Origin of the sequence: Stutzerimonas stutzeri (assembly GCF_000590475.1) — a bacterium.
Lineage (GTDB): Bacteria > Pseudomonadota > Gammaproteobacteria > Pseudomonadales > Pseudomonadaceae > Stutzerimonas > Stutzerimonas stutzeri_D.
Window position 1 is genome coordinate 1,757,572 of sequence record NZ_CP007441.1, and the last position, 23,878, is coordinate 1,781,449.

The 23,878-nt window shown below is 59.6% G+C and carries 26 protein-coding genes; 18 read left to right on the top strand and 8 right to left on the bottom strand.

From position 1 onward, the window contains the following. Positions 1–146 precede the first annotated feature (146 nt). The 6 genes from serC (at position 147) to rpsA (ending at position 8,327) form a co-directional block, all read left to right on the top strand. Positions 147–1,232 (top strand): 3-phosphoserine/phosphohydroxythreonine transaminase, encoded by a 1,086-nt coding sequence (gene serC / locus CH92_RS08215; RefSeq protein WP_025241293.1) that lies wholly within the window; start codon positions 147–149, stop codon positions 1,230–1,232. Continuing rightward, positions 1,232–2,329: a prephenate dehydratase gene (gene pheA / locus CH92_RS08220; RefSeq protein WP_025241294.1), complete on the top strand. Its 1,098-nt coding sequence runs from the start codon at positions 1,232–1,234 to the stop codon at positions 2,327–2,329. The genes serC and pheA overlap by 1 nt, the downstream gene beginning before the upstream one ends. 104 nt (positions 2,330–2,433) lie before the next feature. After that, positions 2,434–3,543 carry a histidinol-phosphate transaminase gene (gene hisC / locus CH92_RS08225; protein WP_025241295.1) on the top strand — a complete coding sequence of 370 codons (1,110 nt, stop codon included), beginning with the start codon at positions 2,434–2,436 and terminating at the stop codon, positions 3,541–3,543. Between the two features lie 32 nt (positions 3,544–3,575). Further along, entirely contained in the window at positions 3,576–5,786 is a 2,211-nt protein-coding gene (locus tag CH92_RS08230) for a bifunctional prephenate dehydrogenase/3-phosphoshikimate 1-carboxyvinyltransferase (protein ID WP_051517553.1), read from the top strand. After that, positions 5,783–6,469: a (d)CMP kinase gene (cmk, locus tag CH92_RS08235; RefSeq protein ID WP_025241297.1), complete on the top strand. Its 687-nt coding sequence runs from the start codon at positions 5,783–5,785 to the stop codon at positions 6,467–6,469. The genes CH92_RS08230 and cmk overlap by 4 nt, the downstream gene beginning before the upstream one ends. Before the next feature lie 172 nt (positions 6,470–6,641). After that, positions 6,642–8,327, top strand: a complete 1,686-nt coding sequence (gene rpsA, locus CH92_RS08240) for a 30S ribosomal protein S1 (protein ID WP_019339331.1) — start codon at positions 6,642–6,644, stop codon at positions 8,325–8,327. Between the two features lie 160 nt (positions 8,328–8,487). Here the strand turns inward: rpsA and CH92_RS08245 are convergent, their stop codons facing one another. Continuing rightward, on the bottom strand, positions 8,488–8,931 hold the full coding sequence (locus tag CH92_RS08245; protein ID WP_025241298.1) for a MarR family winged helix-turn-helix transcriptional regulator: 444 nt from the start codon (positions 8,929–8,931) through the stop codon (positions 8,488–8,490). Between the two features lie 79 nt (positions 8,932–9,010). On the opposite strand from CH92_RS08245, the gene CH92_RS08250 reads away from it, so the two are divergent. Continuing rightward, the gene (locus CH92_RS08250) at positions 9,011–10,177 is read left to right on the top strand and encodes a PLP-dependent aminotransferase family protein (protein WP_025241299.1); all 1,167 of its coding nucleotides are present in this window, start codon (positions 9,011–9,013) and stop codon (positions 10,175–10,177) included. A gap of 37 nt (positions 10,178–10,214) precedes the next feature. Further along, the gene (locus CH92_RS08255) at positions 10,215–10,817 is read left to right on the top strand and encodes a glutathione S-transferase family protein (protein WP_025241300.1); all 603 of its coding nucleotides are present in this window, start codon (positions 10,215–10,217) and stop codon (positions 10,815–10,817) included. Positions 10,818–10,859: 42 nt separating this feature from the next. Here the strand turns inward: CH92_RS08255 and folE are convergent, their stop codons facing one another. From folE to CH92_RS08275, 4 genes are all read right to left on the bottom strand, one after another. Further along, entirely contained in the window at positions 10,860–11,405 is a 546-nt protein-coding gene (gene folE, locus CH92_RS08260; RefSeq protein WP_025241301.1) for a GTP cyclohydrolase I FolE, read from the bottom strand. Between the two features lie 111 nt (positions 11,406–11,516). Beyond that, positions 11,517–12,074, bottom strand: a complete 558-nt coding sequence (locus CH92_RS08265) for a Smr/MutS family protein (protein ID WP_025241302.1) — start codon at positions 12,072–12,074, stop codon at positions 11,517–11,519. A gap of 90 nt (positions 12,075–12,164) precedes the next feature. After that, on the bottom strand, positions 12,165–12,482 hold the full coding sequence (locus tag CH92_RS08270; protein ID WP_025241303.1) for a hypothetical protein: 318 nt from the start codon (positions 12,480–12,482) through the stop codon (positions 12,165–12,167). 85 nt (positions 12,483–12,567) lie between these two features. Next, entirely contained in the window at positions 12,568–13,161 is a 594-nt protein-coding gene (locus tag CH92_RS08275; RefSeq protein WP_025241304.1) for a cysteine hydrolase family protein, read from the bottom strand. Positions 13,162–13,350: 189 nt separating this feature from the next. Here CH92_RS08275 and prmB point away from each other — a divergent pair, with 189 nt between their 5' ends. Further along, a complete protein-coding gene (prmB, locus tag CH92_RS08280) occupies positions 13,351–14,271 on the top strand; it encodes a 50S ribosomal protein L3 N(5)-glutamine methyltransferase (RefSeq protein ID WP_025241305.1) in 921 nt (306 codons plus the stop codon). 37 nt (positions 14,272–14,308) lie between these two features. Here the strand turns inward: prmB and CH92_RS08285 are convergent, their stop codons facing one another. Together CH92_RS08285 and CH92_RS08290 are read right to left on the bottom strand one after the other, a co-directional pair. Next, on the bottom strand, positions 14,309–15,097 hold the full coding sequence (locus CH92_RS08285) for a hypothetical protein (RefSeq protein ID WP_025241306.1): 789 nt from the start codon (positions 15,095–15,097) through the stop codon (positions 14,309–14,311). A gap of 67 nt (positions 15,098–15,164) precedes the next feature. Next, positions 15,165–16,130, bottom strand: coding sequence for an alpha/beta hydrolase (locus tag CH92_RS08290; protein WP_025241307.1), 966 nt, complete (start codon positions 16,128–16,130; stop codon positions 15,165–15,167). 155 nt (positions 16,131–16,285) lie between these two features. On the opposite strand from CH92_RS08290, the gene aroC reads away from it, so the two are divergent. From aroC to CH92_RS08330, 8 genes are all read left to right on the top strand, one after another. Next, positions 16,286–17,377, top strand: coding sequence for a chorismate synthase (gene aroC / locus CH92_RS08295; protein ID WP_025241308.1), 1,092 nt, complete (start codon positions 16,286–16,288; stop codon positions 17,375–17,377). 81 nt (positions 17,378–17,458) lie between these two features. Next, positions 17,459–18,610 (top strand): MFS transporter, encoded by a 1,152-nt coding sequence (locus CH92_RS08300; RefSeq protein WP_025241309.1) that lies wholly within the window; start codon positions 17,459–17,461, stop codon positions 18,608–18,610. Beyond that, complete coding sequence (locus CH92_RS08305; RefSeq protein WP_025241310.1) at positions 18,607–19,227, top strand: methylthioribulose 1-phosphate dehydratase; 621 nt, start codon at positions 18,607–18,609, stop codon at positions 19,225–19,227. The genes CH92_RS08300 and CH92_RS08305 overlap by 4 nt, the downstream gene beginning before the upstream one ends. 87 nt (positions 19,228–19,314) lie before the next feature. Further along, positions 19,315–19,860, top strand: coding sequence for a 1,2-dihydroxy-3-keto-5-methylthiopentene dioxygenase (locus CH92_RS08310; RefSeq protein WP_025241311.1), 546 nt, complete (start codon positions 19,315–19,317; stop codon positions 19,858–19,860). 2 nt (positions 19,861–19,862) lie between these two features. Beyond that, the gene (mtnC, locus tag CH92_RS08315; protein WP_025241312.1) at positions 19,863–20,546 is read left to right on the top strand and encodes an acireductone synthase; all 684 of its coding nucleotides are present in this window, start codon (positions 19,863–19,865) and stop codon (positions 20,544–20,546) included. Between the two features lie 72 nt (positions 20,547–20,618). Next, positions 20,619–20,828: a PLD nuclease N-terminal domain-containing protein gene (locus CH92_RS08320; RefSeq protein WP_025241313.1), complete on the top strand. Its 210-nt coding sequence runs from the start codon at positions 20,619–20,621 to the stop codon at positions 20,826–20,828. Positions 20,829–20,831: 3 nt separating this feature from the next. Beyond that, positions 20,832–21,023 carry a PLDc N-terminal domain-containing protein gene (locus CH92_RS08325; RefSeq protein WP_025241314.1) on the top strand — a complete coding sequence of 64 codons (192 nt, stop codon included), beginning with the start codon at positions 20,832–20,834 and terminating at the stop codon, positions 21,021–21,023. Position 21,024: 1 nt separating this feature from the next. Beyond that, positions 21,025–21,582 (top strand): histidine phosphatase family protein, encoded by a 558-nt coding sequence (locus CH92_RS08330; protein WP_025241315.1) that lies wholly within the window; start codon positions 21,025–21,027, stop codon positions 21,580–21,582. Here the strand turns inward: CH92_RS08330 and CH92_RS08335 are convergent. Next, complete coding sequence (locus CH92_RS08335; protein ID WP_051517594.1) at positions 21,539–22,486, bottom strand: DNA-3-methyladenine glycosylase family protein; 948 nt, start codon at positions 22,484–22,486, stop codon at positions 21,539–21,541. The genes CH92_RS08330 and CH92_RS08335 overlap by 44 nt on opposite strands. 163 nt (positions 22,487–22,649) lie before the next feature. Between CH92_RS08335 and speE the strand changes: the two genes are divergently transcribed. Then, positions 22,650–23,510 carry a polyamine aminopropyltransferase gene (gene speE, locus CH92_RS08340; RefSeq protein ID WP_025241317.1) on the top strand — a complete coding sequence of 287 codons (861 nt, stop codon included), beginning with the start codon at positions 22,650–22,652 and terminating at the stop codon, positions 23,508–23,510. Positions 23,511–23,878: the final 368 nt, after the last annotated feature.

Consider the following 23,878-nt stretch of genomic DNA (forward strand, 5'->3'; position numbering starts at 1 on the left):
TTCGGACGGCATGCGAAGCTTTCGGGCTACGCATGTCGGTATCGAACGGAAACCCGCTGTGGGTGAAGGGATTGCAAGCGCTGGACCTGAGCGCCTTGGCGACGGGCGGAGCGAGCATGGTATCGACCGTTTTTGAGAGAACGATGATGAGCAAACGCGCCTTTAATTTCTGCGCCGGTCCGGCTGCGCTCCCCGAGGCCGTCCTGCAGCGCGCCCAGGCCGAACTCCTCGACTGGCAAGGTCGAGGCCTGTCGGTGATGGAAATGAGCCATCGCAGCAACGAATACACGGCGATCGCCGAGAAGGCCGAACAGGACTTGCGCGATCTGTTGAGCATCCCATCCAATTACAAGGTGCTGTTCCTGCAGGGCGGTGCCAGCCAGCAATTCGCCGAGATTCCGCTGAATCTGCTGCCCGAGGGTGGTGTCGCCGACTACATCGATACCGGCATCTGGTCGCGCAAAAGCATCGAAGAGGCCAAGCGCTTCGGCCATGTCAACCTTGCTGCCAGCGCCAAGCCCTACGACTATTTCGCCATCCCCGGGCAGAACGAGTGGAAGCTCAGTACGGATGCGGCCTACCTGCACTACGCCAGCAACGAGACCATCGGCGGACTGCAGTTCGACTGGATACCGGAGCTTGGCGACACACCGCTGGTGGTCGACATGTCCTCGGACATCCTCTCGCGGCCGCTGGATGTTTCCCGGTTCGGTCTGATCTATGCCGGCGCGCAGAAGAATATCGGCCCGTCGGGGCTGGTGGTGGTCATCGTTCGCGAGGACTTGCTGGGTCGCGCGCGTTCCAGCTGCCCGACCATGCTGGATTACAAGATCGCAGCCGACAATGGTTCTATGTACAACACGCCGGCGACCTTCTCCTGGTACCTCTCTGGCCTGGTCTTCGAGTGGCTGAAGGAACAGGGCGGCGTCGAGGCGATGGAGCAACGCAATCGCGCCAAGAAGGAACTGCTCTACGGCGTAATTGACGCCAGTGACTTCTATTCCAATCCAATCGCCACGAACGCCCGCTCCTGGATGAACGTGCCGTTCAGGCTGGCCGACGAGCAGCTGGACAAGGCGTTCCTCGCTGGCGCCGAGGCGCGCGGCCTGCTCAACCTGAAAGGTCATCGCTCGGTGGGCGGCATGCGTGCCTCCATCTATAACGCGGTCGGCCTGGATGCCGTCGAAGCTCTGGTGGCCTACATGCGCGAGTTCGAGAAGGAGCACGGCTGATGAGCGATGTCGATCGGCTGAAGGCGCTGCGTGTACGCATCGACAGTCTCGACGAGAAGATTCTCGAGCTGATCAGCGAGCGGGCCCGTTGCGCTCAGGACGTGGCGCGAGTCAAGACCGCATCACTGGCCGAGGGTGAGGAGGCGGTGTTTTACCGTCCCGAGCGTGAAGCCTGGGTCCTCAAGCACATCATGGAGTTGAACAAAGGGCCTCTCGATAACGAGGAGATGGCGCGCCTTTTCCGCGAAATCATGTCGTCCTGCCTGGCGCTGGAGCAACCGCTGCGGGTCGCTTATCTCGGACCTGAAGGGACTTTCTCCCAGGCTGCTGCACTGAAACATTTTGGTCAGGCGGTGATCAGCAAGCCGATGGCAGCGATCGACGAAGTCTTTCGCGAAGTGGTCGCCGGTGCGGTCAATTTCGGCGTGGTGCCTGTAGAAAACTCTACCGAAGGCGCGGTTAACCACACCCTCGACAGTTTTCTCGAGCACGATATCGTCATCTGCGGCGAAGTCGAGTTGCGGATCCACCATCATCTGCTGGTGGGCGAAACGACCAAGACGGATCGCATCACACGTATTTATTCCCATGCACAGTCGCTGGCGCAGTGCCGCAAGTGGCTTGATGCGCATTACCCGAACGTCGAACGCGTGGCGGTTTCCAGCAATGCCGACGCGGCCAAACGCGTCAAGAGCGAGTGGAACTCCGCCGCGATTGCGGGCGATATGGCGGCTCAGCTTTACGGCTTGACCAAGATCGCCGAGAAGATCGAAGACCGCCCGGACAATTCCACGCGCTTTCTGATCATCGGCAACCAGGAAGTGCCACCCACCGGCGACGACAAGACGTCGATCATCGTCTCTATGCGTAACAAGCCGGGCGCACTGCACGAGTTGCTGATGCCGTTTCACTCCAATGGCATCGATCTCACGCGGATCGAAACCCGTCCTTCACGCAGCGGAAAATGGACCTACGTATTCTTCATCGATTGCATAGGCCATCACCAGGATCCGCTGATCAAAGACGTGCTGGAGAAGATCGGCCGCGAAGCGGTGGCATTGAAGGTGCTGGGGTCTTATCCGAAAGCGGTACTTTAAAAAGCAGCTGGAAGTCGGACGCTGGGAGCTGGAAGCCGTGAGCAACGCCGAGTGCTTCAGGTTTCAGGTTCAGGCTCAGGCTTTCAGCTTCAGCGGAGCCGAACATGTCCTGTGATTTCCTCGCCCTGGCTCAACCGGGTGTGCAAAAGCTGTCGCCTTACGTGCCGGGCAAACCGGTGGACGAGCTGGCGCGTGAGCTCGATCTCGATCCTGCGACGATCGTCAAGCTGGCCAGCAACGAAAACCCGCTGGGCCCCAGCCCTAAAGTCATCGAAGCGCTCAAGGCGCAGCTCGACGAACTGACCCGTTACCCGGATGGCAATGGCTTCGTGCTCAAGCATAAGCTGGCGGAGCGATACGGCGTCGGCATCGAGCAGGTGACGCTCGGTAACGGCTCCAACGACATCCTCGAGCTGGTCGCACGTGCTTATCTGGCGCCTGGTCTCAACGCAGTCTTCAGTGAGCATGCGTTCGCGGTCTACCCGATTGCTACGCAGGCAGTGGGTGCGCGAGCGAAGGCTGTTCCGGCCCGCCAGTGGGGGCACGATCTCGAGGCCATGCTGGCGGCTATCGACGAAAACACCCGTGTCGTATTCATCGCCAATCCTAATAACCCCACTGGTACCTGGTTCGACGCTGATGCGCTGGGCAGCTTTCTTGCCAGCGTTCCGGAGCGCGTTCTGGTCGTACTGGACGAGGCCTATATCGAGTACGCCGAGGGCGGTGAGCTGCCGGATGGGTTGGCGTTTCTGGCATCGCATTCCAATTTGCTGGTTTCTCGGACGTTCTCCAAAGCCTACGGACTGGCTGCGCTGCGGGTGGGCTATGCGATCTGTTCGGCGCAGATCGCTGACGTGCTGAATCGTGTACGCCAGCCGTTCAATGTAAACAGCCTGGCGCTTGCGGCCGCCTGTGCCGCGCTCGACGATGACCGCTATCTGGCCCAAAGCAGGGCTTGCAACGCGGATGGCATGATTCAGCTCGAGGCCGGTTTCAGGCAGTTGGGGTTAAACTGGATACCCTCGAAAGGCAACTTCATTGCGGTCGATTTCGGTCGCGACGCGGCTCCGATCAACCAGGCATTACTGCGCGACGGCGTCATTGTTCGACCGATCGCTGGTTATGGAATGCCGACCTTTTTGCGGGTTTCCATCGGCACCGAAGCGGAAAACACCCGCTTCCTGAGCGCCCTGCGCCAGGCGCTCGGGCGTTGAGCCGAAAGGTGGAACCGCTTCCCAGCGTGCCCATGGTGCGGCGGCTAGTCGTCGTCGGCCTGGGGCTGATTGGTGGCTCGTTCGCCAAAGGGCTGCGCGAAGGCGGGCATTGCGGCGAAGTGATCGGTTTCGACCTGGATCCACGATCTTGCGAACTGGCCGTCGAGCTCGGCGTCGTGGATCGCTGTGCTGACAGTCTCGCAGAGGCCTGCCGGGGGGCGGACGTCATTCAACTGGCTGTACCGATCCTGGCGATGGAGCGTTTGCTGGCAGAGCTAGCGGCGCTCGATCTCGGCAATGCAGTGCTGACCGATGTCGGCAGCGCCAAAGGCAACGTGGTGCGCTGTGCCCGCGAGCAGTTCGGCCGGACACCGCCACGTTTCGTGCCCGGCCATCCGATAGCCGGCTCGGAACAGAGCGGCGTCTCGGCTGCCCAAAGCACGCTTTTTCGACGGCATAAGGTGATTCTGACGCCGTTGGCGGACACCGATCCAACCGCTCTAGCGCTTGTCGACGGGTTGTGGCGCTTGCTGGAGGCTGATGTCGAGCACATGGAAGTACGGCACCATGACGAAGTATTGGCAGCTACCAGTCATCTGCCGCACCTGTTGGCGTTTGGCCTGGTGGATTCGCTGGGGAAACGCAACGAGAATCTCGAAATATTCCGCTACGCAGCGGGTGGATTTCGTGATTTCACCCGTATAGCGGGTAGTGATCCGGTGATGTGGCATGACATCTTTCTCGCCAATCGTGAGGCGGTGTTACATACGCTGGACGATTTTCGTGCCGACCTCGACGCGCTGCGCGCCGCGGTCGATGAAGGAGACGGGCATACCTTATTGGGCGTGTTCACGCGCGCCAAGGCAGCCCGAGAACATTTCAGCAAAATACTGGCTCGCAGAGCCTATGTGGACGTTATGCATTCCAAAGATCTGATCTTCCTCGCCAGCCCTGGCGGCAGCCTCAGCGGCCAACTGCGTGTGCCAGGCGACAAATCCATTTCCCACCGTTCGATCATGCTCGGCTCGCTTGCTGAAGGTACTACCGAGGTAGAGGGTTTTCTCGAGGGTGAGGACGCCCTTGCGACCATTCAGGCATTCCGTGACATGGGTGTGGTCATCGAAGGGCCAAATCAGGGGCGCGTTACCGTTCATGGGGTTGGTCTGCATGGCCTGAAGCCGCCGCCGGGCCCGATCTATCTCGGCAATTCCGGTACCTCGATGCGCCTGCTGTCGGGTTTGCTCGCCGCCCAGCCGTTCGATACCACCCTGACAGGCGACGCTTCGCTGTCCAGACGCCCTATGAACCGTGTGGCCAAGCCGCTACGCGAAATGGGTGCGGTGATCGAGACTGCTGCCGAAGGGCGCCCGCCGTTGATCATCCGTGGCGGCCAGAAGCTTTCGGGGATGCATTACCTAATGCCGATGGCCAGCGCTCAGGTCAAATCCTGCCTGCTCCTGGCTGGGCTTTATGCGGCAGAAAAAACCTCGGTCACGGAGCCGGCCCCGACGCGGGACCACACCGAACGGATGCTGCAAGGTTTCGGTTATCCGGTGCATGTGGAAGGCAATACCGCGAGGGTCGAATCTGGTCATACGTTGCGTTCGACCCAGATCGAAGTGCCGGCCGATATTTCCTCCTCGGCTTTTTTCATGGTTGCAGCCAGCATCGCACCGGGCTCCGACATTACCCTGGAGCATGTCGGGATCAACCCGACGCGTACCGGTGTTATCGATATTCTCAAACTCATGGGCGCCAACATCGAGCTGAGCAATCTGCGTGAAGTGGGCGGTGAGCCGGTTGCCGATATCCGTGTACGCGCTGCTCAGCTCAAGGGCATCGATATACCTGAAAGTCTCGTCCCGCTGGCGATCGACGAGTTCCCAGTGCTGTTCGTGGCCGCCGCCTGCGCCGAAGGCCGAACCACCTTGCGTGGCGCCGAAGAGTTGCGGGTCAAGGAGTCCGACCGTATTCAGGTTATGGCCGACGGTCTGCAGGCGCTGGGCGTGAAGGCCACACCGACGCCGGATGGGATTATCATCGAGGGCGGCGGTCCCATTGCAGGCGGCGAAGTCTGGGCGCACGGCGATCATCGGATCGCGATGTCTTTCAGTGTTGCTGCGCTTCGAGCCAGTGCACCGATCCGCATTCATGATTGCGCCAATGTGGCCACTTCGTTTCCGAACTTCCTTGCGCTGGCCGAGCGGGCCGGGATGCGGGTGGGTGTGGAGGGTAACTCATGATCAGCCAGATCCCGGTCATCACCATCGACGGCCCGAGCGGTTCCGGCAAGGGTACGGTTGCGGCGCTGTTGGCGGCGAAACTGGGATGGAATTTTCTCGATTCCGGTGCGCTTTACCGGTTGCTTGCCTTTGCTGCGCGTAATCATGGTGTCGATCTGACCAACGAGGAGGCGCTCAAGCTGCTGGCGGCTCATTTGGATGTGCAATTCGGCGCAGCAAAAAGCGGCCATGGCATGCAAATTATTCTCGAGGGCGAAGATGTCACTCTTGCAATTCGTAACGAGCAGGTCGGTGCTGGAGCCTCTCAAGTCGCTGCATTGCCGGTAGTGCGTGAGGCGTTGTTGCAGCGCCAGAAAGCGTTTCGCGAAGCACCTGGGCTGGTCGCGGACGGCCGAGATATGGGAACTGTTGTTTTCCCTGACGCGCCCTTGAAGATATTTCTCACCGCAAGTGCCGAGGAAAGGGCTCGCCGCCGTTTCCTGCAGTTGAAGGACAAGGGTGATGATGTTAATCTCGCGAGTCTTCTCGATGAGATACGGGTGCGCGATGAGCGCGACACCCAGCGTGAAGTGGCTCCGTTGAAGCCTGCAGATGATGCGGTGCAGTTGGATTCGACGGATCTCTCTATCGAGCAGGTGTTAGGACAGATTCTGAGCGAGGTTGCCAAGCGCGATTTCGCCTGATGACCGGTCGCTGCGGGCGGCCATGACGGCTCCTGAGATTCAGGGCTGTTAACAAGGAGGCATGTGGGAGACCAGATCTAGTCCCGCAAGCCTTTTTTTATATGAATGAACCCACTTCTATCTGGGATGTGGAGATTGGGCGGATCCTCGCCCGAAAACAGCAGGAATAAACATGAGCGAAAGCTTTGCAGAACTTTTTGAAGAAAGCCTAAAAACCCTCGACATGCAGCCGGGTGCGATCATCACCGGCATCGTGGTCGACATCGACGGTGACTGGGTCACTGTCCATGCCGGTCTGAAGTCCGAGGGCGTCATCCCGGTCGAGCAGTTCTACAACGAGCAGGGCGAGCTGACCATCAGCGTGGGTGACGAAGTTCACGTTGCGCTGGACGCGGTTGAAGATGGCTTCGGTGAAACCAAGCTGTCCCGCGAAAAAGCCAAGCGTGCAGAGTGCTGGATTGTTCTGGAAGCGGCTTTCGCAGCTGAGGAAGTGGTCAAGGGCGTTATCAACGGTAAGGTTAAAGGCGGCTTCACTGTCGACGTTAACGGCATCCGTGCGTTCCTGCCAGGTTCCCTGGTTGATGTCCGTCCAGTGCGTGATACCACTCACCTGGAAGGCAAGGAACTCGAGTTCAAGGTCATCAAGCTCGACCAGAAGCGCAACAACGTTGTCGTTTCCCGTCGTAGCGTCCTGGAAGCCGAGAACAGCGCCGAGCGTGAAGCGCTGCTGGAATCGCTGCAGGAAGGCCAGCAGGTCAAGGGTATCGTCAAGAACCTCACCGACTACGGCGCCTTCGTGGACCTGGGCGGCGTAGACGGCCTGCTGCACATCACCGACATGGCCTGGAAGCGCATCAAGCATCCATCGGAAATCGTCAACGTTGGCGATGAGATCGATGTCAAGGTGCTGAAGTTCGACCGCGAGCGTAACCGCGTATCGCTGGGTCTGAAGCAGCTGGGCGAAGACCCATGGGTTGCTATCAAGGCTCGCTACCCGGAAAACACCCGTGTCATGGCCCGCGTCACCAACCTCACCGACTACGGCTGCTTCGCCGAGCTGGAAGAGGGTGTCGAAGGTCTGGTGCACGTTTCCGAAATGGACTGGACCAACAAGAACATCCATCCGTCGAAGGTCGTACAGGTCGGCGACGAAGTGGAAGTCATGGTTCTGGACATCGACGAAGAGCGTCGTCGTATCTCCTTGGGTATCAAGCAGTGCAAGTCCAACCCATGGGAAGACTTCTCTGGCCAGTTCAACAAGGGCGACCGCATCTCCGGCACCATCAAGTCGATCACCGATTTCGGTATCTTCATTGGTCTGGACGGCGGCATCGACGGCCTGGTTCACCTGTCCGACATTTCCTGGAACGAAGCCGGCGAAGAAGCCGTGCGTCGCTTCAAGAAGGGCGACGAGCTGGACACCGTCATCCTGTCGGTCGATCCGGAGCGTGAGCGTATCTCCCTGGGCATCAAGCAGCTGGAAGACGATCCGTTCTCCAACTACGCCGCCGTCAATGACAAGGGCAGCATCGTTCGCGGTACCGTGAAAGAAGTTGACGCAAAAGGCGCCATCATCGACCTGGGTAACGACATCGAAGCGACGCTCAAAGCCTCCGAAATCAGCCGTGACCGCGTTGAAGATGCGCGTAACGTTCTGAAGGAAGGCGAAGAAGTCGAAGCCAAGATCATCAGCATCGACCGCAAGAGCCGCGTAATCAGCTTGTCTATCAAGTCGAAAGACGTAGAAGACGAGAAGGACGCGATGAAGGAACTGCGTACCAAGCAGGACGTAGAGCCGGCTGCTGGTCCGACCACCATTGGTGATCTGATCCGCGCGCAAATGGAAAACCAGAACTAAGTTCTGCAATCCATCAAAAAAGGGCGACTTCGGTCGCCCTTTTTTTGTCTGTTGTCCCGTGTCCCGTCCTGAATAGGGTTTACACCTTCATACCTTACTCATCGCGAGAACGCTCATACAGAAGGTGCGCCGCGCAGCCAGCGGGACTATTCGCACTCAGCTAATCTCGAACGGTACCGGCCGCCAGTGCCTGGTTTACCGCCAGCCAGCCTGTCACCGCATCTTCGCCCACCTGCTTGAACGCTCGCTCGAACAGGCGCACCTGTTCGCGTCTGAGTACCTGCTCCAGTTTGGCGCCTTCGGGGGTGAAGCGCAGCATGCGCTTGCGCTTGTCGTCCTCCGCCGTTCTGCTTTCGACCAAGTGCATTTCGATAAGCTGTCGCAGCGGTATGTTCAATGCCTGCTTGCTCACGCCCAGGTATCCGAGCAGTTCCTTGACGCTGAGGTCGGGATAACTGGCGATGAAGAACAGAACGCGGTGGTGCATCCTGGATAGGCCTCGGCGCGCGAGCATTTCGTCCGGCTTGGCGGTGAAGGCCTGATAACCGAGGAAGAAATTTTCCATGATCTGGCGTTGAATCGTGCTTTTTTTTAGGTCAGGCATATTGACGTATTCGCGGCGGTGGGCGTAATTTTGGTCAAGTAGTTTGACTCATTTTATTCCTTCCTGCATCTGGTGCCCCATGGCCTTCTCCGAACGTGTCGACCGCCTGAAAAGCTCGCTGATCCGCGAAATCCTTGCCGCAGCGCAGCGTCCGGAGATGATGTCGTTTGCCGGAGGGCTGCCTGCCGAGTCGATGTTGCCCAAGGTCGACTGGGCGCAGATGCCGGCGAGCATGGGGCAGTACGGCATGAGCGAGGGCGAGCCGGCACTGCGCGAAGCCATCGCCGCCGAAGCGCGCGAACTCGGCGTTGATTGCTCCGCTAGCCAAGTGCTTATCGTCAGTGGTTCTCAGCAGACGTTGGATCTCGCATCGAAGCTGTTCATCGACGTCGGTACCGAGGTGCTGCTCGAAGCCCCGACCTATCTGGCTGCGCTTCAAATCTTTCAATTGTTCGGTGCGGACTGTCTGGCTGTGCCACAAGAGACCGACGGTCCATCGTTGGTCGCGTTGCGCCAACGGCTGGAGCAGCACAAGCCAGCGTTTGCCTACATGATTCCGACTTTTCAAAATCCCTCCGCGGTGCGTTACAGCGAAGAAAAGCGCGATGCGGTCGCGGCTATGCTCGACGAGTTCAATGTAGTCCTGATTGAGGATGAGCCTTATCGCGAACTGGTTTTCGACGAAAGCAGCGCCAGGCCCATCGTCAGCCGCATGCGCAAGGCAAGCTGGATATATACCGGCACAGTCTCCAAGACGTTGCTGCCAGGGCTGCGGGTGGGTTACCTGATCGCAACGCCCGATCTTTTCCCCCTCTTGCTGCGGCTTAAGCAGTCGGCTGACCTGCACACCAACCGCATTGGTCAGTGGCAGGCGCTGCAGTGGTTGGGAAGCGAACGATATCGTTCGCACCTGAGCGAACTACGCCGCTTCTATCGTCTGCGTCGCGATGCGATGCAGGTTGCGTTGGAGGAGCATTTCGGCGATCTGGCCAACTGGCAGGTCCCGCAGGGCGGTTTGTTCTTCTGGTTGCAGCTGAAACGCCCTATCGACACGCGAACCTTGCTCAGGCCGGCCCTGGAACAGAATGTGGTATTCATGCCAGGTGAGCCTTTTTTCATCGATCCCGAACAGAATCTCGGCTATCTGCGGCTGAACTTCAGTCATGTCGCTCCGGAGCGGCTGGACGAAGGCGTGCATCGGTTGGCTAAAGTGGTTCGCGGGTACGAGATGGTCGATGCGGCCTAGTCAAGGCGCGGGTGCTTGCGTTGCGCAGGAGGGGGAGATGTACAAGGTTTACGGCGATTATCGTTCCGGTAACTGTTACAAGGTGAAGCTGATGCTGCATCTACTCGGGCGAGATTACGAGTGGGTGCCAGTAGACATTCTTCGTGGTGAGAGCCGTGAGGACGCGTTTCTGAAGAAGAATCCCAACGGCAAGATTCCCGTGCTCGAACTGGAAGACGGTACCTGCTTGTGGGAGTCGAACGCGATTCTCAATTACCTCGCGGAGGGATCCGAGCTCTTGCCCACGGATCCGCGTCTGCGCACCCAGGTTCTACAGTGGCAGTTCTTCGAGCAGTACAGCCATGAGCCGTTTATTGCTGTAGCGCGATTCATCAAGGTTTATCTGGGGTTGCCCGATGATCGCCTCGATGAGTATGCGGCCAAGCAACTGGACGGCTATCGCGCGTTGGATGTCATGGAGCAGCAACTGCAGCGCACGCCGTTTCTCGTTGGCGACCGCTACTCGATTGCGGATATAGCGCTGTATGCCTACACGCACGTGGCTGAAGAGGGTGGCTTTTGGCTGGCCAGGTACCCTGCGATCTGTGCTTGGCTACAGCGCGTTGCAAGCCATCCGCGACATGTGGGTATGTATGAATAAAAGAAGACCAAAGGTCTAGAGGCTGTCCAGCCGCCAGCTGGACTACTTCACCAAGCCGAGGAACTCGCTACGGGTAGCAGCGTTCTCGCGGAACTGGCCAAGCATGACCGAAGTGACCATCGAAGAATTCTGCTTCTCGACGCCACGCATCATCATGCACATGTGCTGGGCCTCGATGACCACTGCCACGCCCCAGGCACCCGTGACCGTTTGAATCGCCTCGGCGATTTCCCGGGTGAGATTTTCCTGAATTTGCAGACGGCGAGCGTACATATCGACGATACGCGCAACCTTCGAGAGACCGAGCACCTTCCCGTTGGGCAGATAGGCAACGTGTGCCTTGCCAATGAACGGGAGCATATGGTGTTCGCACAACGAATAAAGCTCGATGTTCTTCACCAAAACCATTTCGCTGTTGTCGGAGCTGAACAACGCACCGTTGGTGACTTCCTCGAGTGTCTGCTGATAGCCCTTGCACAGGTATTGCATGGCTTTGGCGGCGCGTTTGGGCGTATCGAGCAGGCCCTCGCGGTTGACGTCCTCACCCAGCTGGCCAAGGATCGCGGTGTAATGTGTTTCCAGGGACATATAACTACCTGTCAGGCATGCAAGAGAGCGCGAATGCGAAGGTTAGGGGCTCGGCCGCTGGGCTGCAAGCAATACGCGGTACCATGAGCCGATCGATGCGCCTGACGCTGCTCACTCATCGCGTCCTTCGAGCATGGTTCGTTTGAGAATCACATAAACGGCGCCGGTACCGCCATGCCTCGGCAGGGATGAAGTGAAACCGAGCACCTGGGGATGCTGGCGTAGCCAAGTGTTGACGTGGCTCTTGATCAGGGGGCGCTTGCCGTCGATTCGCGCCGCCTTGCCATGGGTGACCCGCACGCAGCGGATCTCGAATTTGCACGCTTCGGCGAGAAAATCCCAGAGCAGCTCGCGGGCTTTCTCGACGCTCAGTCCATGCAGATCCAGGCTGCCTTCGAAGGGAATCTGGCCAGCCTTCAGCTTGCGCATCTGACTGTCCTGAACCCCGTCGCGTACCCAGTACAATTCGTCTTCTGCGGCGACATCGATGACAAATTGATCGGAAAGCCCGTCGATACGGGTTTCGTCCCCGATGATCACGGCATTAGCTCGCCGCGTGGCTATCTGCGCTTTGTTGCCACGCGGTTTACCGGTGTCCGCGCGATCGTGTTCGATCGGCTTGACGCCGCGAACAGCCGATCTGAACAGGGAAAAATCATCTTCTTTCATTGGGGCCTCCGCATTGCGGGTAATTTTACCCCAAAGCTTTTGTCGTTACCGCTTCTCCCACAGGCGGGCCCGGACGGTGCGGCTGCGCAATCAGCGCTTGTTTTTCAGTCTGGGAGACAGGCTCAATCCGACGGGTCCCTTCAAGCGCCTGCGAACGCGGCGCCGGATGAACATGCCGAGCATAAGAAGGAACAGGCCGAGTGCTAACAGTGTCACGGCAGCTTCGCGATCCAGCGCCATGTTGGCTAGCGCCTCGTTGTTGCTGAACAAGGATATCGCGCCAGAGCCGGTCATGAGCACGCCGAAGATGATCAGCAACAGGCCGAGCACTGCGCCGATGCGTGCGCCCCAGCTCCGCTGCTGGCGAGGCCGGAGGCGGCGTGCATCGAATCCATCGGTTCGTTTCATTCCGGTTACCTCGTCAGAACAGGCTATGACCGGGGCCGTCCGGTCAGGTTCATCATTCTCGGGTAACGCTTTACAGCTCGAAGGCTTACGCCAGTGCTCCGGTATCAGCCACGCAGACGGCGAAGTTGTCCGCAAGAATGGTCATTTCCATGCGATGCACCTGTGCCGCCTCGATCGCACCGTCTCCCATCGGTAGATCGCGGGTGGCGCAGGCCTTGTCGATCAGGGTACAGCGATAGCCATAGTCTTTCGCCGCGCGGACCGTGGTGCTCACGCTGGAGTGAGTCATGAAGCCGCAGACGATGAGATCCAATCGCCCGTGTTGCTGCAGCAGCTCGTGCAGTTTGGTGCCAGCGAACGCATTGGGCAGCGTTTTGCCAATCACGGTTTCGCCGGAAAGAGGAGCTGCCTCCGGCATGATCTGGCCGCGCAGGCCCTGCGGATCGAAGAGACCGCCTGGAATGCCAAGATGATGAACATGTACGACGGGAGCGCCAGCGGCCCGGGCTGTAGCCAGCAAGGTGCTGATTTCTTCGAGTGCTGAGCTCAGGTTCGGTAGTGCAAGGGTCCCGGTCCGATATTCTTCCTGAACGTCAATGACCACAAGGGTCGCGTTAGCCAGAGTCGCCGGTGCATAACTGCGGCCACTGAGCTGAAGCATGGTCTGTGGCTTGGACATGACTGACTCCTTGTTTTGAGAGGGGCATGATTGTGGCGCCAGTTGAGCGATATGTGAACAGCCCAACGTAATGAATTCGCCATCTGAATCGATGATAACCGGCAATACGCCACTATGGTCGCCAGATAACGCTGAGAAACTCTCTCGGCCATCGGCTAAACTTTCGCGCTTTTTGACAGGAGATGATTCGTGACCGCTTCGCTTTCCCGCTTGCGCACCTTACGTGACCACATTCGCTGGGCAGTCAGCCGCTTCCATGCCGAGCAATTGTTCTTTGGCCACGGCACGGACAATGCTTGGGACGAGGCGCGTCAGTTGGTGCTCGGCGCTCTGCACCTGCCTTGGGAAATGGCCGATAGCTATCTCGATTGCCGCCTTGAAGATGATGAAAGGGAGCATCTGCAGGGCTTGCTGCGTCGGCGCATCGAGCAGCGCGTGCCCACCGCCTATCTTCTTGGGCAGGCCTGGTTCTGCGGGCTTCCATTCATCGTCGACGAGCGCGTGCTGATTCCACGTTCGCCGATTGGGCAATTGATCGAGCGACGCTTCGAACCCTGGTTGTCGCGCGTCCCTGCACGGATCCTCGATCTGTGCACCGGCTCCGGTTGCATCGGCATTGCCTGCGCCTATGAGTTTCTCGACGCCGAGGTGGTATTGGCGGATCTGTCCTTCGACGCGCTCGAGGTGGCCAACCGCAACATCGAGCAGCACGGGCTGGAGGATCGGGTCTATACGGTGCAGAGCGACGGATTCAACGGCTTGCCGAGGCAGCGCTTCGACCTGATCGTGTCTAACCCGCCGTACGTGGATGCCGAAGATTTCGCCGACATGCCTGAGGAATACCATCATGAACCGGCGTTGGGGCTGGCCTGCGGCGATGATGGCTTGGATCTGGTGCGGCGCATGTTGGCTGAGGCCGCAGACCACCTCACTGAAACCGGCACCCTGATCGTCGAAGTCGGTAACAGCCAAGTACATGTAGCGGCGCTTTATCCCGAGGTGGATTTCACTTGGCTGGAATTCGCCGAGGGTGGCCATGGCGTGTTTTTGCTTGCGGCGAGCCAGTGCCGTGAGCACCAGGCACTGTTTCGCGAGCGGCTCAGGGATTAGTTGTAATAAGGCAACGTCATGTTGGGCGCCGGTATCATCAGCGAGTCGCGATCCAGATCAGCAGCCCCGCCTGGAATAGCGCAAATGCGATGAGACACGCGATAGTGAACCTGAGACCGCCATCTTCGCGGCGAAACCTGTTCAGACGCTCCTGCATGTCGCGAATCGTGCTTTCCTGCTCCAGTAGATTGCGATCGGCTTGTTCGAGCATTGCGGCGGCGTCCGTCAACTCGATGATCTGTACTTTGTCGTTGTTCCAGTCGGGGCGCAGCGTGCTGACGCGAGGGGCCCCGTAGGTTGCCTTGAGTTGCTGAGGGTCTGGATATAGCACCTCGAAACCCTGACTCAGCAGGCAGTGGTCGCGTCGCAGACGCATGTCGTTGGCGGTTATGTCCTTGGCCGGGAGTGCGCCGCCTTCCACCAGATAGTGCGCCCAGCGCCTTTGCGCCCAGAGCGCTCCTTGCGCCAGGAGAAAACGTCCGAGGCCGCGATTGATCGGTTCTACATGCAGGCCGGAGTCGGGACCGAAGCGCACCTCCTTGGCGCGATGGTCCGCCCAAATTTCCAGCACGTTGTGCTTCTTCGACACGATCTGACCCGGCAGCCGGACGAAAAGCCTCAGCAGGCTCTGCTGTGGCGTGTGCCGCTCGATCTGGGCCAGCTCAACGAACCTCAACGGCCGAGTACCGGTATCCCGGTCGGTAGGCAATGGCGACAGACGCAGCAATCGAAAACGATCCGGAGCAAGGGCTGCCCAAGGATGCGGCTGCGGTGTGGCGGGCGTTTGGGCCTTACTGTCGGTTGGTGCTGGTGAGCTATCGGTCATGTCGGCGTCCTGGGCCTGCGCGGTCGAGTCGTTGCGGCAGGCAAGCAGCGTATCGGCTGACGGATGACTAACTGGAGGATGGCAATAAGCTATGTTTCCGCAGAAATTGGCTGATCTGCTGGGGCAGAGCATGCGCGATGGGCAGTTCGGGTTGGTTGTAGGATGCTCTCTGCCGGTCGCGCTCCATCGGGATGATGCGCAGGACGTGGTTCATTCCTGGGATCAGCACCAACTCGGCGTCTTCCCGGGCACGCTGCAAAGCGTAGGCATCGTCGCGCCCAACCTGGATGTCATGCGTCCCCTGGATGAGCAACGCAGGCGCTGTTGTGTTGGCAAGGGCTCGTGCCGGATCCTGACCGAACAGGGTGATCAGATAGGGCTGTACGCTCGGACGAAACAGGACCTGCAGCGGCTCCGGTACCTGCTCATGCGTGCGTCCCGCTTTGAGTTCGTCGATCAAATATTGCGCGGTCGCCAGTAGCGGTGGTGGCAGGCGACCCTGAAGCTGTTCGCGTAGCAGCAGGTCGATGGGCTGACCGCTGCCTGCAATACTGATCAATGCGGCGGGTTTCACGAGCGGCTCCGCCAGGCTGGCAATCAATGCGCCCTCGCTGTGGCCGATCAGCACCACCTTGGAGAAACGCGGGTCCGCCTTCAACAGCCTGGTCCAGGCCACTGCATCGGCGACATAGCGATCCACGCTCAATTGGCGCTCGTCTGGCGCCGCCGCCAGACTCCGACCAACCCCGCGCTTGTCATAACGCAGACTGGCCATACCGCGCCTGGCCAGCGCTTGCGCCAATCGCTTGAGACTATCGTTGCGGCCCATTGGGTTGTTGCCGTCGCGGTCGGTCGGACCCGATCCGGCTATCAGCAGGGCAACTGGCAAGGGCTCGTGGGATTTCGGAAGCAACAGGCTGCCGTGCAAACGGCCTTCGGGGACCTGCACGGTAATCGTCTGGTTGAGCAGCGTTCGGGCCTGTGTATGAGAGGCGAGCATGGCGAGGAGGGTGAACAGTAAGAGGAAACGCATGGGTAGGAAGTCAACCGTCGGGGGAGCGGGTTGGATGCGAGGCGAGCAAATGAGTTCGCCGATCGGCAGTATGCGCCGTCACCAGGGGCAGTGAAACCTACGGCGGCTCGGGTATACTTCCGGCCCCTGTTTAGGTCGATCGCGGAGCGCCCTGCATGTCCGGCAACACATACGGCAAGCTGTTCACCGTCACCACTGCTGGCGAAAGCCATGGTCCGGCGCTGGTCGCCATCGTCGACGGTTGCCCTCCAGGGCTGGAACTGACCGTTGAGGATCTGCAGCGAGACCTTGATCGACGCAAGCCAGGCACCAGCCGGCATACCACCCAGCGCCAGGAAGCGGACGAGGTGGAGATTCTCTCCGGAGTATTCGACGGGTACACCACCGGTTGCCCGATTGGCTTGCTGATCCGCAACACTGATCAGAAATCCAAGGACTACTCGGCCATCAAGGATCAGTTTCGTCCTGCCCATGCCGACTACAGCTACCACCATAAGTATGGTCTGCGCGATTACCGCGGCGGCGGACGCAGTTCGGCGCGCGAGACGGCCATGCGCGTCGCCGCCGGTGCCATCGCCAAGAAATACCTGGCAAGCCTGGGCATTCAAGTACGTGGTTACATGAGCCAGTTGGGTCCGATCGAGATTCCGTTTAAGACCTGGGACAGCGTCGAGCAGAACGCTTTCTTCAGTCCCGACCCGGACAAGGTGCCGGAACTCGAAGCCTATATGGACCAGTTGCGGCGCGATCAGGACTCGGTCGGTGCGAAAATCAGCGTCGTTGCCGACGGCGTACCTCCCGGTCTTGGCGAGCCGATCTTCGATCGCCTGGATGCGGACCTGGCGCATGCGCTGATGAGCATCAACGCCGTCAAGGGCGTGGAAATTGGTGCCGGTTTCGCCAGTGTCGCCCAGCGCGGGACCGAGCACCGTGACGAGATGACCCCGGAAGGTTTCCTGTCGAACAATGCCGGCGGCGTGCTCGGCGGCATCTCTTCCGGTCAGCCGATCGTTGCGCATCTGGCGCTCAAGCCGACGTCCAGCATCACCACGCCGGGACGCTCGATCGATGTTGCCGGCAACTCGGTGGATGTCGTAACCAAAGGCCGACACGACCCCTGTGTCGGCATCCGCGCCACACCGATCGCCGAAGCGATGATGGCGATCGTGTTGCTGGATCATCTGTTGCGTCATCGTGGCCAGAATGCCGATGTGCGGGTGACGACCCCGGTGCTAGGACAACGATGAGCTTGCAGCTGGGAGCCTGAGGCCGGGGGTGGAGTTCATCTTTACGCCACGGTTTCGCTTCCAGCTTCTGGCTTTCCGCTTATGACTGTCTCCCTTCCTTATTGGCGCCTGTCCGGCTTCTATTTTTTCTACTTCGCACTGCTCGGCTCGGCCGCACCGTTTCTAGGACTGTACTTCGATCACTTGGGCTTCACCGCCGAGCGGATTGGTGAGCTGGTCGCAATCCCGATGCTGATGCGTTGCCTGGCGCCGAATCTGTGGGGCTGGCTCGGTGACGTCACGGGGCGGCGCCTGGCGATCGTTCGCATCGGTGCACTCTGTACGCTGCTTTCGTTCAGCCTCATCTTTTACAGTAAGAGCTACGCCTGGCTCGCGCTGGTAATGGCGCTGCACGCGTTCTTCTGGCACGCGGTGCTTCCGCAATTCGAGGTGATCACCCTGGCGCATCTGCGCGAGCAGGCGTCACGCTATAGTCAGATCCGCCTGTGGGGCAGCATCGGTTTCATCGTGGCGGTAGTGGGGCTCGGTGCGCTGTTCGAACGCCTGGGCCTGGATGTATATCCCGCGGCGGTAATGTGGGTAATGGCCGGCATCCTCATCAGTAGCGTCTGGGTGCCTGACGCCGTGCCGGAGCAGCGGCCGGAGCTGGACGGGCAGGGCGGTTTTCTTGGCCAGCTGTGTCGTCCCGGTGTACTGGCGTTCTTCGTCTGCGTTGGCCTGATGCAAGTCAGTCACGGGCCTTATTACACCTTTTTCTCCATCCATCTCGAAGCGTTTGGTTATGGCAGGGGCACCATCGGGCTGCTCTGGGCGCTGGGCGTAGTCGCCGAAATCCTGATTTTTCTGGTGATGGCTCCGCTGCTGGCGCGTTTCTCGCTACGCCAAGTGCTGGCGGCGAGCTTTGTGTTGGCGGCAATACGCTGGTTGCTGTTGGGGACGCTGGCTGATCATCTGGCGGTATTGTTGGTCGCCCAGTTGATGCATGCAGCAACCTTTGGCAGCTTTCATGCCGCCGCGATCCATTTCGTCCAACGTAGTTTCGGCCATCGTCAGCAAGGGCAGGGCCAAGCCTTGTACGCGACGCTCGCGGGTGTCGGCGGAGCTATCGGCGCCCTTTATTCCGGCTACAGCTGGGCCAGCCTCGGGCCGCTATGGACCTTCGCCATCGCCAGTCTGGCGGCACTGGCCGCAGCCGTTATCATTGCCATCCCCAAGCAGGAGAACCGGGCATGACCGCCATTCGTGAACACTTGTCACAGGCCATCATCGACGCGGGTCGTTTTCTCTATGGCCGCGGCTGGTCGCCGGCAACCAGCAGTAATTATTCGGCGCGTCTGACCCCTAGCGAAGCGCTGCTGACCGTTTCCGGCAAACACAAAGGTCAGCTGACGATGGATGACCTGCTGGCCGTCGACATGGATGGTCGTAGCCTGGAAACGGGCAAGAAACCGTCGGCCGAGACCTTGCTGCACACCCAGCTGTATCGCTGGAAGCCGGAAATCGGTGCCGTGCTGCACACTCACTCGGTCAACGCTACCGTGCTATCGCGCCTGTGCTTGAGCGATTCGCTGGTGTTCGCCGACTACGAGCTGCAAAAGGCATTCAGTGGCGTCGCGACTCATGAGTCGCGGGTCACCGTGCCCATCTTCGACAATGATCAGGACATCGAGCGGCTCGCCTCACGCGTCCAGCCCTGGCTGGACGAGCATCCCGACTGCGTCGGCTATCTGATCCGGGGGCACGGTCTGTATACCTGGGGCGCACAAATGAGCGACGCACTACGGCAAATCGAGGCGTTCGAGTTTCTTTTCGAATGTGAATTAAAGATGCGCACCCTGCAGCGGGTGTAAGCCTGCACCTATTTTTATCGCACGCAGCGCGTGTCCGAATAACCGATGACAAGTCCGGGACAGCCATTCCCGCCGGAGACAACCACGATGAGCATCCTCAGCGTTTATCAGGACAGCGTTCCCGAGCAGCCACTCAAGGTCCTCACTCACGTCAACGACATCGTCGCCACACTGGCCGAGGTCGGTGTGCATCTCGAGCGTTGGGAAGCCAGTGCGCCGATTGGAGCCGGTGCCAGTTCGGAACAGGTGATTGCAGCCTATCGTCCGCAGATCGACCGGCTGATGGCTGAGCGCGGTTACGTCACTGTGGACGTGATCAGCCTGAACAGCGATCACCCGCAGAAGGCCGAGCTGCGTGCCAAGTTTCTCGAAGAGCATCGCCATGCCGAAGACGAGGTGCGCTTCTTCGTTGCTGGCCGCGGGCTGTTCACCCTGCACATCGAGGACAAGGTATACGCCGTGCTGTGCGAGAAGAACGATCTGATCTCGGTTCCGGCAGGAACCAGCCATTGGTTTGACATGGGTGAGAATCCCCACTTTGTCGCCATTCGCCTGTTCAACAACCCAGAAGGTTGGGTCGCGCAGTTTACCGGTGAAGACATCGCCGGTCGCTTTCCGCGCCTGGAGGATTGAAGATGCCGATCAAAGCCATCCTCACCGACATCGAAGGTACTACCAGTGCGGTGAGCTTCGTGTTCGATGTGCTGTTCCCGTACGCTCAAGAGCATTTGCCGGCGTTCGTGCGCAGCCGTGCGCAAGAGCCTGCGGTGGCTGAGCAGATCGAGGCGGTACGCCGCGAGAGCGGCGAGCCGGATGCCGAACTCGAGCGCGTTGCTGAGATCCTGCTGGAGTGGATCGCTGCCGATCGCAAGGCGACGTCGCTGAAGTCGCTGCAAGGCATGGTCTGGGCTGAAGGCTATCGCGCCGGGCAGCTCAAAGGTCATGTATACCCTGACGCAGTGGAGGCGTTGCGCCGCTGGCATGAGCAGGGCTACGCGCTCTATGTGTACTCGTCGGGGTCGGTCCAGGCGCAGAAGCTGATCTTCGGCTGCGCCGAGGTGGGTGACCTGACGCCGCTTTTTTCCGGCTATTTCGATACGAGCAGCGGTCATAAGCGCGAGATGGATTCGTATGTCCGTATTGCCGCCTCGATCGGCTTGTCGGCTAGTGAGATCCTGTTTCTGTCCGACGTGGTGGAAGAGCTGGACGCCGCACGTCAGGCCGGCATGTATACCTGTGGGTTGGTCCGCGAAGGTGGAACGCTGGCCGACCATGAGGTGGTTGAGCGCTTCGATGCAATCGATCCGGCCCGTTACTGAGCGGGCGTCTACTGAACCCTCTTACCGCCCAGGCATCCTAATTACGAACTCACCGTAATTTGGAGTCTTGCCATGACCGATGCCTTCGGCGGTATTTTCGGCCTGCTTATCCTGGCACTGGATATCTGGGCCATCGTCAGCGTGCTCCGTAGCGATAGCACCGGGGGCAAAAAGGCCCTCTGGGTGTTACTGATCGTCATCCTGCCGGTTCTGGGCCTGATCCTCTGGGGCATCATGGGGCCGCGTGGTAACCGTCCCGACGATCGGAACCTGAGGCCTTGACGCGTGGAAATCTGGAGTGCGCTGCTGGCCCTGATGGTGCTGGTGGCTGATGTCGTCGCCATCATTCAGGTCTGGCGCACGCGCATCGAGGTCGGACGCAAGATCATCTGGAGCCTCGTCATTGTGCTATTGCCGGTCGTGGGGCTGATCATGTGGTTAGTGGCCGCCGGGCATCTTGCCAAAGTCAGGTTGTAACGTGCGCAAGGCGAGCATGGCGGTCGCCCTGGTGCTCTGGGCAATCGGCGTGCTTGCTGATGATGCTGCTGCCTGGACGATGCTGCGCGAAGGACGCGCGGTTTTGCTTCTTCGTCATGCCACGGCGCCGGGATACGGCGATCCGCCTGGGTTCGTGCTTGGAGATTGCACGACTCAGCGTAATCTTGACCACGCCGGACGGCTGGAGGCACAGCGTTGGGGCGCCTTGCTTCGAGGCAAAGATATATCCAATCCGCGAGTGTTCAGCAGTCGTTGGTGTCGGGCATTGGAGACTGCGGAGCAGATGGCGCTGGGCTCGATCGAGCCGCTACCGGCACTTGATTCGTTCTTTGGCCATGCAGACCGGGAAACTGGGCAGACCGATGCGTTGCACGAGCTGCTTGATTCGTTACCGATGACGCAGGCTGTTGTCCTCGTTACTCACCAGGTCAATGTCACCGCACTGACTGGCGTGTTTCCTCGCTCTGGTGAAGGGTTGATCCTGGCTCTGCCGTTTAGCGACCCACCGCAAGTACTGGCGAAGATTCCACCGCCTTAAGCTGCCTCTGCTTCGGATCCGTCATGGCACTGCCGTAGTTCTGCCAGATATGCACAGCGGCATAGGCTCGCCAGGGCCGCCAGGCCTGCGAGCGCGCCAGCAGCTCTCTGGCTGAAATGCCTCCGCTTCCCCACATTGGCGCTTTCAGCAGGCCGAGGTCGGCGACCGGAAAGGCGTCCGCCTCGCCAAATCCGCGCAAGGCAATGTACTGGGCGGTCCAAGGGCCGATGCCGGGCAGTTCGCAGAGCCGGCTGACCAGTTCATCGACGCCGTTATCAACATGAAGCTCAAGTGCGCCTTCAGCCACCGCGGCTGCAAGATATTGCAAGGTCGCGACTCGCTTGCCGGGCATGCCGATCTTATCCAGCTGAGCGCCAGCTATGGCTTGCGGAGTGGGAAACAACCTGAGCAAACCGCCGGCTTCGTTTGGCGGTGTCTGAGCGAGCTCGTTGCCAAGCCGTTCCACCAGACGCCGGGTAATGGTCACTGCCGCCTTCACCGTGACCTGCTGCCCGACAATAGCCCGTACAGCTTGTTCGAATGGGTCGAAGGCGCTGGGTAGCCGCAGTCCGGGACTCGTCGCGATCAGCGGGCCGAGTAATGGGTCGGCCGAGAAATGCCGTGCCACGATGGCTGGATCGTTATCGAGGTCGAACATCTTGCGCACCCGCAGTGCCAGCTCGGCCGCGTGATCGTGCAGCGAATCGCTCAGCATCAGTTCGAGGCAGGCCTGCGCCGGTAATGGCCGGACGCTGATCCAGCCGGCACGGTCGCCGATGCGCACGGTGCGGCTGTAGCGGTCGGAGTCGAGCGTCTCGACGCTAGGCAGCAAGCGCAGCGCAAAATGCTGGTGAAATTGCGACCAGGTCCAAGGGGGCAGATAAGGGAGAAGAATGAGCTTCATGGATCGACGATAGCCGGCATTGATTAGGCTGTCTTCACCGGATGCGCTTTGAAAGCGGAAGGTTCCACCTGTCTTGAGAGCAAAGTAGAATGCGCCTCTTTGCCAACGGACAGCCTGCGCGGCCTGCAGGTGTCTGTTACGCCATCCATCAGGGAGATACCCCATGAGCGATTATCAGGAAACTCTCTACGAGGGATACGGCCAGCGCTTTAGCATCGACAAGATGTTGCATGAAGTACGCACCGAGCATCAGCATCTGGTCATCTTCGAGAACGCTCGTATGGGACGCGTCATGGCACTCGATGGGGTGATTCAGACCACCGAGGCAGACGAATTCATTTATCACGAAATGCTTACTCACGTACCGATTCTGGCCCATGGTCTGGCGCGTCGCGTGCTGATCATCGGTGGCGGTGACGGCGGCATGCTGCGCGAAGTCGCCAAGCATCTGGATGTTGAGAGCATCACCATGGTCGAGATCGACGGCACCGTCGTGGAGATGTGCAAGGAATTTCTGCCGGAGCATTCAAGAGGGGCATTCGATGATCCGCGGCTGAACCTGGTGATCGATGACGGCATGCGCTTCGTCGCAACCACCGAAGAAAAGTTCGATGTCATCATTTCCGACTCGACCGATCCCATCGGGCCGGGTGAGGTCTTGTTCTCGGAAAATTTCTACCAGGCGTGCCGTCGTTGCCTCAATGAAGGCGGCATCCTCGTCACGCAGAACGGCACGCCGTTCATGCAACTGGCTGAAGTGCAGACTACCGCCAAGCGCATGACAGGGCTCTTCCCGGACTGGCACTTCTATCAGGCCGCGGTGCCCACTTATATCGGCGGCGCGATGACCTTCGCCTGGGGCGCTTGCGATTCGGGCACCCGCAAACTGCCGTTGGAAACGCTGTGCCAGCGTTTCGCCGGGAGCGGCATCGTTACCCGCTACTACAACCCGCACATTCACCTCGGCGCGTTCGCGTTGCCTCAGTACGTGCTGCAGGCTATCAGCAAGCCCAGTAACGACTAAGTCGCGCAGTGCCTTGTAGCTTTGCTGCAGGGCGCTAGCTCAGCACAACTTCTGATCCTTCCGCCTGGCGCCCCGACACGCCCATTGCAGCCACGTGGCATTCACCGTATGTTCGAAGGGCGGCTGGCTGCATGCTGCTGGCGATTGGGGGGCCGGTAGGGCAAGCCCGAGGCATGCGGACCCGAGGTGCTGCAATCATCGTTATGACTGCAGCTGAATCGAACTACCTGGCGCCGTAGAGGCCTATTGATTACACCGCACAGATTCTTTCTTTGCCCCAGGCCTCGATTATCCGGCCGCATAACTAACGTTGACACTGTCTAGTCAATATCAATATCTGCAACGAGGCTGAATAAAGGCTTTTCCAT